The sequence below is a fragment of the Virgibacillus xinjiangensis genome, assembly GCF_042643145.1.
Lineage (GTDB): Bacteria > Bacillota > Bacilli > Bacillales > Amphibacillaceae > Virgibacillus_O > Virgibacillus_O xinjiangensis.
Genome location: NZ_JBHRSA010000031.1, coordinates 147,052 through 158,580, shown reverse-complemented (window position 1 = coordinate 158,580; position 11,529 = coordinate 147,052). Strand labels below are relative to the sequence as shown.

Genomic DNA, 11,529 nt, shown 5'->3' with positions numbered 1-11,529 from the left:
AGTTAAGCTCTCCAGCGCCGATGGTAGTTGGGACTTTGTCCCTGCGAGAGTAGGACGCTGCCAGGCAACCGAAAAAACAAGGAGGAAAGTAAAAACTACTTTCCTCCTTGTTTTTTTATATGCCAGAAGTAACAGTCGGATGTCAGATTTAGCTCTATAAGGATCATAACGTTTGGCCAAACAATCTGACAGCCATGGTGTTGAGATTTGCAGTAGATAAGAAACCGTATTGTCTAAGGTTTTCGTCTAATAAAAGCATGCCCATATTGTTAGCATAAAGTCTCGTGTTGGCAGGTTGTATAAATATTGCTGGCTGAAAAGAGGCTCACTCTAGTATGTTTATAGAAAAATAAGAAGGAGGCAATCATTCCTGCCTCCTTCTTATTCGTTATTAGTTCCCTTCATTTTTGACTTTTGAACTCAATGAGTCGGTAACTGACGTGATTGCACCATCACCGGTGACATTACATGCCGTACCGAGGCTGTCCTGCGCAAGGTACAAAGCAATCATCAGTGATACCATGGTAGGACTGAATCCCAACATGCTCTCCAGCAAACCAATACTTGCCATTACTGCTCCTCCTGGGACTCCAGGTGCTGCTATCATGGTTGCTCCAAGTGTTGCAATGAAAGGAAAGACAGCTGAGAAAGACGCCATATCTCCTTGCAGGAACATTACAGCCATGGCACAACTGGTTATGGTGATCGTGCTGCCGGATAAGTGGATATTTGCTAACAATGGTACCGTAAAGTCCGCAATATTTCCTTTTAGTCTGAGCGTTTTAGAATGTTGTAGTGTCACAGGTATGGTTGCGGCTGATGACTGGGTTCCCAATGCTGTAAAATAGGCAGGCGACATCTTTTTTAGCATGTTCAAAGGGTTCTGCCTGCTCAAGGAACCTGCTATTGTATATTGAATCAGAAGATATAGCAGGTGCAGAATGATAATCATGATAAAAACCTTTATAAACACACTAATGATCGTCGTCACTTGTCCTGCATGCGTCATGTTCGCAAAGATACCGAAAATATGAACGGGCAGAAGAGGGATGATTACCTTCTCAATAACTAATTGGATAATATCACGAAAATCTTCAGCCAACTGCAGCAATAGCTTGCTGTTTACTGCTGCTATCCCGATACCGATGACAAAAGCTAGTACCAGAGCTGTTGTAACCTCCATGAGAGGCGGTATTTCGACCGGTAGATATCCAGAGCTAAGTCCCTCTGTAGGATCTGTAAACGATTTAAGTGATTGCCCTTCAAGCAAGCTTGGATAAAGTGTATTGGCAGAAAAAAAAGCAAGCACACCTGCTAGTATGGTTGAACCATAAGCCAGTGCGGCTGTCAAACCAAGCAATCTTCCGGCCCCGCGTCCAAGGGAACCTATGCCGGGTGCAATAAAACCCAGAATGATTAAAGGGATGATAAAGCCAAGAAAAGCGCCAAATAGGTCATTGAAGGTCGCAAACACCCGTATAAACCCTTCATTGGCAAGTGAGCCTATCGTTACACCGAGAATGATGGCAACTAAGATTCTTATAAGTAACCCGAATCCTTTCATCAAAAAACTCCTTTATTATATATGTAATAAACGTTTATTTTACAACATTTGCCGTCATTCGTCTATCCACTATATTGCTATGGAAACAATAGTTATAGGTAATTTCGCCCAGATATCCAGAAATGTGCCATGCATCGGAGAATTGAAACAAGTATAGATTTGCCCAAAAAACATTGCAAAATACATCTAAACACGTTACCCTATATAAAGTTAAGTTAATTTGTTTGGCAAACAAATTAATGCAAGTCCTTGGTTTTCTGCCCTCTGGTCGCGAAATCATCTTTTTTGTAAACGCCTGCAGGGAAGCTGATTTCCTGGAGTAATAGCATGAATATCATCTACTGAGACATAGTAAAGCAAAGAAGGTTCATTTAGTTTTTAAGTAAGCGTTTCCTATTGTAAAGCTTCTTAGAGAATTTCACTAAATTAGGGAGAGATTTATATGAGAAAATTCATTGGCGGAATTGCCGTTTTGATACCGATTCTGTTACTTGCAGCCTGTGGTCCTGATGGCTCTATTCTTGGGCAAGGAGGAAAAGAATTAAAGCTTGCCCACAACCAATCGTTAGACCACCCGGTGCACAAGTCCCTTGCTGAATTTGCAAGGTTGGTGGAAGACAAATCCGAGGGAGAAATCAGTGTAGAAATCTTTGCGAACGGCCAGCTTGGCAGTGAAAGGGAAGCAATTGAGCTGACACAGACGGGAGCTGTGGACCTATCCAAGGTTAGTGCCAGTGCTCTCGAGTCTTTTGAGTCCGACTATTCTATATTCAGTGTTCCATATGTATTCGAGGATTACCAGCAATTCGAGAAAGCCATGAATAACAAAGAAGTAACGGACAGGCTGTATCTGCAGACAGAAGACATTGGATTCAGGGCGTTGACTTACTACAATGCCGGTGAGAGGAACCTTTACACCAAAAATAGGGAAGTAAAAGACGTGTCGGGCATGGAGGGGTTGAAAGTCAGAGTACAGCCTAGTCAGACAAGCGTAGGCATGATTGAATCCTTCGGGGCGGTTCCGACCTCGATGGCTTATGGAGAGGTATACACAGCCCTTCAAGCTGGAGTAATAGATGCAGCTGAGAACAATGAAACCGCTTTGGTTAACAATAACCATGGGGAAGTAGCCAAATACTATATGTATACAGAACACCAAATTGTGCCCGATATGCTGATCATGAACAGTGCTAGGTTTGACAGATTTTCAGAGGAAGAACAGCAGGTCATTCTGGAGGCTGCTGAAGAATCGACCATTTACCACGAAGATGTATGGAAAGAGACAATTAAAGAAAATACCGAAATAGCCAAGAATGAAATGAATGTGAAATTTGTGGAAGTTGATAAGCAATCTTTTATTGACTCTGTACAGGCCATGCACGAAGATTTTGCACAGAGTGAGAAAACAGGAGAAATATACAAATTGGTGAAAGGAGCTGCAGAATAATGGATAAATTAAAGCAAACAGTGGACAAAATTCTCCTTTCCATCACATCCACCTTATTGGTGATCATGGTAGTACTATCTGTCTGGCAGGTATTGGCCAGATATGTTCTGAACGTATCCAGCCCGGGTACCGAGGAAGCCATCAGATTTTTATTGATCTGGTTCGGTCTGTTGGGGGCCGCCTATGTTTTCGGGATCAGAAAACATATTGCCATCCTTTTCTTCCGAGAGAAATTGAGTGAAACGAAGCAGGAAGTCCTTGGTGCATTGACGAATGTGATCATTCTTTTGACTGCAGCTGTATTGATGGTATATGGGGGGCTCCAAACGGTTTTATTGACAGTTTCCCAAGTCGCGCCGGCTACAGGTATTTCCCAGGCTATTGTGTATGCTTCTGTCCCGGTCAGCGGTATGTTCATCATCTTTTATACCATCTACAATATGGCGGCCGATAAAAAGAGAAGGAAAGAGAGTGTGACCAGTTTATGACAATGACAGCAGGAATAGTGCTGTTCGGAGTTTTCTTCGCTCTGCTGTTTTTCGGAGCTCCAATAGCGCTTGCAATCATATTAAGTTCAGTTGTGACATTTTTGTTGATATTACCTTTTGATGTAACGATATTGACTGCTGCACAACGAATGGCTACGGGAATTGACGACTTTACGATGCTCGCAATTCCGTTGTTTGTCTTGGCCGGTATCATCATGAATAATGGAGGTATTGCTTTCCGTCTGGTGAACTTTGCAAAAGTCCTGGTCGGACGCCTGCCAGGGTCATTAGCTCATACTAATGTTGTTGGAAATATGCTGTTCGGTTCTATATCAGGCTCCAGTGTAGCTGCTGCTGCAGCAATGGGGAGAATAATGACCCCAATGGAGACAAACCATGGTTATGAAAGGACCTATTCAGCAGCAGTGAATATTGCATCTGCACCAACTGGATTGATTATACCACCTAGTTCCATCATCATTATTTATTCCTTGGCTAGTGGCGGTACTTCTATTGCAGCTTTATTCATGGCTGGGTATGTTCCCGGGATACTCTGGGGGATAGCCGTCATGGTTGTTGCATACTTCGGTGCAAAGAAAGCAGGTTACCCTGTTTCTGAAGTTCCTTCCATGAAAGACAGGCTATACATTATTGCTCAGGCGCTTCCGAGCCTGTTTCTTATTGTTATCGTCATCGGAGGTATCGTGGCAGGTATCTTTACAGCCACTGAAGGTGCTGCAGTTGCAGTTCTCTATGCAATAATTTTATCATTGATTTATAAAAGCTTAAAAATAAAGGATTTCCCTGGCATTTTCAGAGAGACCATTGAAATCACCGGAATGATTCTCTTCTTGATCACTTCTTCTGCATTATTTTCCTTGGTAATGTCCTATACAGGACTTCCGATCGCCTTGAGTAATGCCTTGCTTTCCATAACGGAAAGCTATGCAGGTTTGATTTTGATCATGCTGCTCATCTTGATTGTCATTGGAACATTTATGGATATAACACCTGCTGTATTGATATTCACCCCTATATTCCTTCCAATTTCACAGGAACTGGGAGTGGATCCAATACATTTCGGGATGATCATCTGTTTTGCTCTTTGTATCGGGAACATGACGCCTCCTGTAGGCAGTGCTTTGTTCGTTGGTGCCAGTGTTGCTGAAGTGAAAATCGAACAGGTAATCAAGCCATTGCTTCCGTATTTTGTGGCAGTCATTCTAGTCTTGCTCCTCGTTGCTTTCATACCACAAATAAGTTTATTCCTGCCTAACTTGTTTGGTTTGTAAGCAGTTCGCTGGATATGAGAAAAGCGCACCATTAAAGGTGCGCTTTCTCTGTTTAATTAGGATCTAGATTGATGTGTGCCTGTAGGCCCTTCGTTCATCTGGGTAACAAGTGGTATCATTTTTTGCATGGTCTCACCGAAATTCTGGTCATTTCTTGTCATGGTATAGTAAGTTGCTGCTCCAACTCCGACAGAAGCAATCAATGGCAGCCACATTCCATTTCTCTGCATTTTATACCCACCCTTTCTATACAGGAAGTCCTGACATGATTAGTATAGGGCAAAGAGCTGAAGAGCATGCGAGGAATCATATACCAGCGGACGCACCAGATTCCAAAGCAGCATTCATACCTGCCAGTCTTCCTGTAACTAAAGCAGAGGTGATATTGTATCCTCCTGTATATCCGTGAATGTCAAGGATTTCCCCACTGAAATAAAGGCCTGCCATGATCTTCGATTGCATCGTGTTTGGGACGACTTCTTTAATCGATACACCGCCACCGGTAACAAAAGCCTTATCCAGCGGCAGAGACCCTTGAACTACGAAGGTAAAGTTCTTTATTTGGTGGATGATGGCACGTATTTGATCATTCGATATATTTCCCGCCTTTTGCTCTTCGCTTATTTGATTATTGGATAGTATATAGGACAGGTACCTTTCGGGCACCATTCCTTTTAATGTATTTTTAATGGATTTTTTCGGGTTTGCATGCATGGATGCAATTGTAGTCTGGATCAAATGCTCTTCATTTTCCTCAGGCAGGGCATCAAGAATCATTTTTACTTCATCCCTGCCTTTTCTCAGTTCTTTGACGACGAATTGGGAACAACGAAGAACTGCAGGGCCCGAAACACCAAAATGTGTGAAAATCATGTCCATTTGGTGAGTGATGATCGGTTTGTCCTTTTTATTCAGGACGGATAAGGAAACATTCCTCAATGACAAACCCTGTAAGCTTTTATCTTTTATAAAGGGTTCTTTGGAAGTAAGAGCCACTTCGGTAGGATAGAGTTCGGTTACTGTATGTCCCGCTTTCTTAGCCCAGGCATAACCATCCCCTGTGGAACCGGTATGTGGAACAGCCTTTCCTCCGACTGCTAGGACGATTGTCTTTGTAAGGAGTTTTTCCTGGTTTTCTAAAATGACAGTATGCTCACTTTCTCCATAATGGACAGCCTGTACTGGTGTTTGAAGATGCACTTCCACTTTTAGCTCGTCCAATCTGTTAATTAAGGCGTTAACGACGGTCATCGCAGAATTCGAAACAGGGAACATCCTTCCATGATCCTCTTCTTTGAGCTCGACTCCCATATTTTCGAAAAAGTCGATAATGTCGTAGTTGTTGAATACGGAAAAAGCGCTGTATAGAAAGCGGCCGTTACCGGGAATATGCTTGATCACTTCTTCCTGTGGGAGTCTGTTTGTAACGTTACAGCGTCCACCGCCGGAAATTGCCAGCTTCTTTCCTAATTTTTTCCCTTTTTCAATGAGTACTGTCCGGGCACCTTGTTCTGCAGCTGCGATAGCAGCCATCAAGCCGGAAGGCCCGCCCCCGATGACAATAACATCCTTTTGCATGATGATCATTCCTTTCTTATGTATCTTACCATTATCCAATCAACATGCTCAATTGTTAATGGATAGCTTCAATTATTGCTTATTCGTTAACCGTATTTCAGTGAATATGGTAGAATGTCCATTATGGACGAAAAAGAATATAAATGCAGGTGAAAAAATGTCAAATATAGTTAGGGGAGCAATGTTACTTACGGTAGCATCCTTTTTATCTAAATTCCTAGGGATGATCTATGTCATTCCTTTTAATGCCCTCGTTGGGGAAACCGGGGGGACCTTATATAATTTTGCCTATGTTCCATACAGTATTCTACTGAGCATCTCAACCATCGGTGTTCCCTTGGCTGTTTCCAAATTTATTGCGAAGTACAACTCCTTAGGTGATTATGAGACGGGAAGACGGATGTTCCGTACAGGAATCGCATTGATGGCAGCCAGCGGTTTTCTGGCATTCCTTCTATTGTTCCTGGGTGCCGAGGTACTGGCTGGTTTCATTATTACAGAGGAAACTGGTTCGATAACTACAGAAGATGTTGCCTTCGTCATCCGGATGGTAAGTTTTGCCCTGCTGATCATTCCACCGATGAGTATCATCCGCGGATTCTTCCAAGGGCATCAATCCATGGGACCCACAGCTGTCTCACAGGTTATTGAACAAATCGTACGAATCGTTTTTCTGTTGACGGCGGCATTCCTTGTACTCAAACTGGCTGGAGGATCCATTACCACCGCTGTCGGCTTCGCTACTTTCTCTGCCTTTATCGGTGGGGCAGCCTCAATGGCAGTATTGATGGGCTATTGGAAAAAAAGAAAACCAGCTCTTGATAAAAGGCTGGAACAACAGCGTTTCACGACGGACATCTCCAAAAAAGATCTCATGATCGAATTATTCAGCTATGCCGGGCCATTTGTCATTGTGGGACTGGCCACTTCTTTATATCAACTGGTAGATACCTTCACTTTCAACCGGGCCATGGTCGCAGCTGGTTTCGGAAATGTCTGGGAAGTTGCCCTTTCGGCTATTAATGTGTTCGGACATAAGTTGGTCATCATACCAGGTACATTGGCAACTGGGCTGTCACTGGCCGCATTGCCGGCACTGACAAAGACTTTCACTGCTAATAATATGCAACAGCTGCATCAGCAGATCAGCCAGTCGCTGCAAATTGTCCTGGTCCTTGTGATTCCTGCGGTGGCTGGGTTGTCTGTTCTATCTTATGAAGCCTATGGTGCGTTATACGGCCTCCGTTCGATCGAGTTGACCGGTTCTTTGCTGGGATGGTATGCGCCAGTCGGACTGCTCTTTGCTCTATTCACTGTATCTTCTTCCCTTCTCCAGGGGATTAATGAACAGAAATTCGCTGTGGTTAGTCTAGCAGCAGGCTTGATGCTGAAGGTGCTGCTCAATATCCAGCTGATCCATATGTTCGGGCCGAAAGGAGCCATATTCGGGACTGGTTTGGCAGCAGGAACAGCAGTTGCTTTGAATATGTGGAGGGTGTTCACGAAGATTGATTTTCCGTTGAAACCTCTGTTGAAAAGGGTGACTCTGATTGTTATTTTCACTTTTATCATGATTGTCACTATCTTGATCGTAAAATTTGCTGCCGCCCAATTCCTTCCTTATGGAGAGGAAAGATGGGCAACAATCACTATGCTGGCGATGGGTGTGGGTATAGGCGGCCTTGTTTATATGTGGCTTGCCTATGAATCAACATTGCTTGAGCGCATCTTTGGAAACCGTGTAAGAGTGCTTGATCGTATATTTCGTAAATAAATAAAGGAGGTGGCTGGGTTGCGTATGGATAAATTACTGGCCAGCAAGGGATTTGGAAGCAGGAAAGAGGTGAAAACCCTCCTAAAGAAAAAACGTGTTTCTGTAAATGGGCATACTGTCAAGAACAGCAGCTTCCACGTCGATCCTATAGAAGATACAGTTATGGTAGACGGTGAGGAAATAAGTTACCGGGAGTTCATATACGTAATGCTCCATAAACCGTCAGGCTGTATTTCTGCTACAGAGGATGACTACCATAAAACGGTTATTGACCTGTTGGATGATGACTATCGGCTATTTTCTCCATTCCCAGTAGGAAGGCTGGATAAGGATACAGAAGGACTTCTGTTGATCACCAATGATGGAGAACTTGCCCACCAACTTACCTCTCCTAAAAAGGAAATAGAAAAAGTATACTATGCACGTATTGATGGTATAGTAACACATGATGATGTAGAGAGCTTCCAATCAGGTGTTACGCTGGAAGATGGTTACCAGGCTAAGCCTGCTGAGCTTAAAATCCTTCGGAAGGGCGATATATCGGAAATTGAAGTGGCAGTTACAGAAGGAAAGTTCCATCAAGTGAAAAGGATGTTTGAATCGGTCGGTAAGACGGTTATGTACCTGAAGAGGGAACGTATGGGGGAACTTGTACTTGATCAACAGCTGACACCAGGTTCCTATCGAGAGTTGACAAACGAAGAGCTCGATTATTGTCTTTCCCTTAAAAGTTGAATGGAGGATGCCAAATGAATAGTGTTCCGCATTATTTCGTTGCTATTCCACTACCCGATGAAAGAAAAAACTACTTTAAAGAAATCCAGAAAGTCTGGAAAAAAAGACTGCCTTATAAGCAATGGCCACATCGAGAGGATCTCCATATCACTTTGAAATTTCTCGGGGCCGTTACGGACAGTAGACGCAAGCAGTTGGAGGAAGAACTCTCTATGCTTGAAAATCAACGAGCTTTCAACATTTCAACAGGTGGTTTAGGTTACTTTGGAAAACCAGACAGACCAAGAGTTTTATGGGGCGGAGTGGAAAAAACAGATCAACTGCAGCATGTCTATGACGCAGTGGAAGCTTGCGCCGAAAAGGTTGGCTTTCAAAGGGAGAAACGGCCTTATAAGCCTCATATCACCATCGCAAAGAATTGGATAGGGGGTGCAGACACCTCCGTGCTGAAAGAAGCTATGGAAAGCGACCATAGACAGGAGGAGTTCACCGTCGACGAAGTTGTGTTATTTCGCATTCATCCAGGACATTCTCCAAAGTATGAAGTAGCAGCTCGTTATCAGTTGAAGGGTAAAGGAATCTGAATGGCCAGCGAATATGTATTTTCGCGCTACAATGGGAAATGATAGGTATAACTGTTCAGCAATCTATGGGATGAAAGCGGCCAGCAGCATAGTCGACAGTTGTTTTTTTTAATGGATGATAATAAAATGTATTATTGAATGCTTATTTTGGAAAGATGTGAGAAACCATGGTGGATTGGCTCAAAAGAGTATTGGGGGAAGGCTGGGATGTCATTCCGGCAGGCGGCCTTACCGGTGATGCTTATTTTGCGGTAAAAGATGATAAAAAACTATTTCTGAAAAGAAATTCTTCCCCATTCCTGGCTGTATTGTCAGCAGAAGGAATCGTCCCGAAGCTTGTATGGACGAAACGGATGGAGAACGGAGACGTGATTACGGCTCAAGAATGGCTGGAAGGCAGGGAACTTTCGCCGGTGGAAATGCAGCATCATCATGTAGCGGAATTGCTGCATAAGATCCATCATTCATCGGAGCTTCTCCATATGCTTATGCGGTTAGGGAAGAAACCAGTTAGTTCTGATGAGAGCTACGCCATGATAAAAGCACGGCTTGCACGTGCAAACCATGCCACTAATGGATCGGAAATCTCCGAGGCTTTATTGAATTTGGAGCGATTGCTTCCAGTCACAAGGAATCAGAACAAAGTAGTCTGTCATGGAGATTTGAACCATAATAATCTCTTGGTGACAAAAGAGGGGGATCTGTTTCTCATTGATTGGGACAATGCTATTATAGCCGACCCTGCCACTGATTATGCAATGATTCTTAAATGGTACATACCCCGGCAGGATTGGGAAAACTGGCTGCAGAACTATGGAGTCACCATGGATACAAATACCATTGGCCGGATGTATTGGTACCTATTATTGGACGCTCTCCAGTATTTGAGTTGGCATGAAGAGCGGAAAGAGCCTGACAAGGTACAGGAACGGGTTGAAAACATCAAGGAACTGAATGCGCAAATCAGTACATCTATTCTAAGTTAGCCTGTTGAATGATGTTGGTCCAATTGCCGATATTCTGTCTGTTCGACGTAATATGGGCGGTTGTATCCTTAGTGGATTCTCCCTGCTTTCCATAATTGTAAATCTCGGGAAGAAGTTGGGTAAGCTGCTCATCGGTTAGTTGGTCATTTTCCATCATGGACTGTACCAGTCTAACGATTTGCTGATATTCGGATGCTTGTCCATAACCGTCAACCTGCTGTTCATCCAAAAGGTCATATAACAACGATAATTGATTATTTACTGTAAGTGCCATCACGTATCACCTCAGAAAATAGTCTTAGCCATAATCATTTTAATATACCCTATATTTATAAGAGAAGGTGAAAGCAATGCGTCAGCGACATAAACCTTGGGCAGATGATTTCTTACAGGAAAATCGCCACATTGTCATCCCGAACGCAAAAGAAAACAAAAATAAGTGGAAGGATTTTTTCGGAAACGAACATCCGATCCATGTTGAAATAGGAACGGGAAAGGGACAATTTATTGCAGGGATGGCCGAGCAGTTTCCGCATATAAATTTCATCGGAATAGAAATTGCAAAAAGCATTATTGTTACGGCTGCCCAGAAAGTGAAGGATTCTGGAATGGATCATGTCATTCTTCTGAATGAAGACGCTCAAGACCTCCGGGAACTTTTCGGGGAAAATGAGGTGGACTGCATCTATTTGAATTTTTCCGATCCATGGCCTAAAAACCGTCATGAGAAAAGGCGGCTTACCTTCCATACCTTTTTGAGTCAGTATAAGGAGGTATTGGTTGATGTAGGTGAAGTCGTGCTCAAGACGGACAACAAGGGGTTATTTGAGTATTCCGTGGTAAGCTTCTCCCAGTTCGGAATGAAGTTGGAAGAAGTGAATGTTGATTTACATGCTGAACAGGGTTCCACTAATATCATGACGGAATACGAAGAGAAATTTTCAGCAAAAGGACAACCGATATATCGCTGTTGTGCCAAATATGTCTGAAGAACCTTATACAGGTTCTTTTTTTAATCATTTCATGTAAACGTTTGCTGATTTTTGATGATTCAGATAAAATTATTGACGGAGGGGATGAA

12 protein-coding genes are annotated in these 11,529 nt (G+C 43.2%); 8 read left to right on the top strand and 4 right to left on the bottom strand.

Annotated elements, in window-relative coordinates; translation table 11 throughout:
• Window positions 1-391: 391 nt before the first annotated feature.
• Window positions 392-1,564, bottom strand: coding sequence for a dicarboxylate/amino acid:cation symporter (locus tag ACFOGI_RS07885; protein WP_390271043.1), 1,173 nt, complete (start codon window positions 1,562-1,564; stop codon window positions 392-394).
• Window positions 1,565-2,006: 442 nt separating this feature from the next.
• Here ACFOGI_RS07885 and ACFOGI_RS07880 point away from each other — a divergent pair, with 442 nt between their 5' ends.
• Genes ACFOGI_RS07880 through ACFOGI_RS07870 form a run of 3 tightly spaced genes read left to right on the top strand, consistent with a single transcriptional unit; the run spans window position 2,007 to window position 4,791 of the window.
• Window positions 2,007-3,011, top strand: coding sequence for a TRAP transporter substrate-binding protein (locus ACFOGI_RS07880; protein ID WP_390271040.1), 1,005 nt, complete (start codon window positions 2,007-2,009; stop codon window positions 3,009-3,011).
• Window positions 3,011-3,499, top strand: a complete 489-nt coding sequence (locus ACFOGI_RS07875) for a TRAP transporter small permease (protein ID WP_390271038.1) — start codon at window positions 3,011-3,013, stop codon at window positions 3,497-3,499. The genes ACFOGI_RS07880 and ACFOGI_RS07875 overlap by 1 nt, the downstream gene beginning before the upstream one ends.
• Window positions 3,496-4,791: a TRAP transporter large permease gene (locus tag ACFOGI_RS07870; protein WP_390271035.1), complete on the top strand. Its 1,296-nt coding sequence runs from the start codon at window positions 3,496-3,498 to the stop codon at window positions 4,789-4,791. Before ACFOGI_RS07875 ends, ACFOGI_RS07870 begins: the two co-directional genes overlap by 4 nt.
• 56 nt (window positions 4,792-4,847) lie before the next feature.
• Here the strand turns inward: ACFOGI_RS07870 and ACFOGI_RS07865 are convergent, their stop codons facing one another.
• Window positions 4,848-5,021, bottom strand: coding sequence for a hypothetical protein (locus tag ACFOGI_RS07865; protein ID WP_390271032.1), 174 nt, complete (start codon window positions 5,019-5,021; stop codon window positions 4,848-4,850).
• A 76-nt stretch (window positions 5,022-5,097) separates the two neighbouring features.
• Window positions 5,098-6,369, bottom strand: coding sequence for a BaiN/RdsA family NAD(P)/FAD-dependent oxidoreductase (locus ACFOGI_RS07860; protein WP_390271029.1), 1,272 nt, complete (start codon window positions 6,367-6,369; stop codon window positions 5,098-5,100).
• A 157-nt stretch (window positions 6,370-6,526) separates the two neighbouring features.
• Between ACFOGI_RS07860 and ACFOGI_RS07855 the strand changes: the two genes are divergently transcribed.
• The 4 genes from ACFOGI_RS07855 (at window position 6,527) to ACFOGI_RS07840 (ending at window position 10,448) form a co-directional block, all read left to right on the top strand.
• Window positions 6,527-8,143 carry a putative polysaccharide biosynthesis protein gene (locus tag ACFOGI_RS07855; protein WP_390271026.1) on the top strand — a complete coding sequence of 539 codons (1,617 nt, stop codon included), beginning with the start codon at window positions 6,527-6,529 and terminating at the stop codon, window positions 8,141-8,143.
• A gap of 18 nt (window positions 8,144-8,161) precedes the next feature.
• Window positions 8,162-8,878: a pseudouridine synthase gene (locus ACFOGI_RS07850; RefSeq protein WP_390271023.1), complete on the top strand. Its 717-nt coding sequence runs from the start codon at window positions 8,162-8,164 to the stop codon at window positions 8,876-8,878.
• A gap of 14 nt (window positions 8,879-8,892) precedes the next feature.
• Window positions 8,893-9,462, top strand: a complete 570-nt coding sequence (thpR, locus tag ACFOGI_RS07845) for an RNA 2',3'-cyclic phosphodiesterase (protein ID WP_390271020.1) — start codon at window positions 8,893-8,895, stop codon at window positions 9,460-9,462.
• Between the two features lie 167 nt (window positions 9,463-9,629).
• Entirely contained in the window at window positions 9,630-10,448 is an 819-nt protein-coding gene (locus ACFOGI_RS07840) for a phosphotransferase (RefSeq protein WP_390271017.1), read from the top strand.
• Here ACFOGI_RS07840 and ACFOGI_RS07835 read toward each other — a convergent pair.
• Entirely contained in the window at window positions 10,435-10,722 is a 288-nt protein-coding gene (locus tag ACFOGI_RS07835; RefSeq protein ID WP_390271014.1) for a YtzH-like family protein, read from the bottom strand. The two genes, ACFOGI_RS07840 and ACFOGI_RS07835, sit on opposite strands and share 14 nt — an antisense overlap.
• A 76-nt stretch (window positions 10,723-10,798) precedes the next feature.
• Between ACFOGI_RS07835 and trmB the strand changes: the two genes are divergently transcribed.
• Window positions 10,799-11,437 carry a tRNA (guanosine(46)-N7)-methyltransferase TrmB gene (gene trmB / locus ACFOGI_RS07830; RefSeq protein WP_390271011.1) on the top strand — a complete coding sequence of 213 codons (639 nt, stop codon included), beginning with the start codon at window positions 10,799-10,801 and terminating at the stop codon, window positions 11,435-11,437.
• Window positions 11,438-11,529 lie beyond the last annotated feature (92 nt).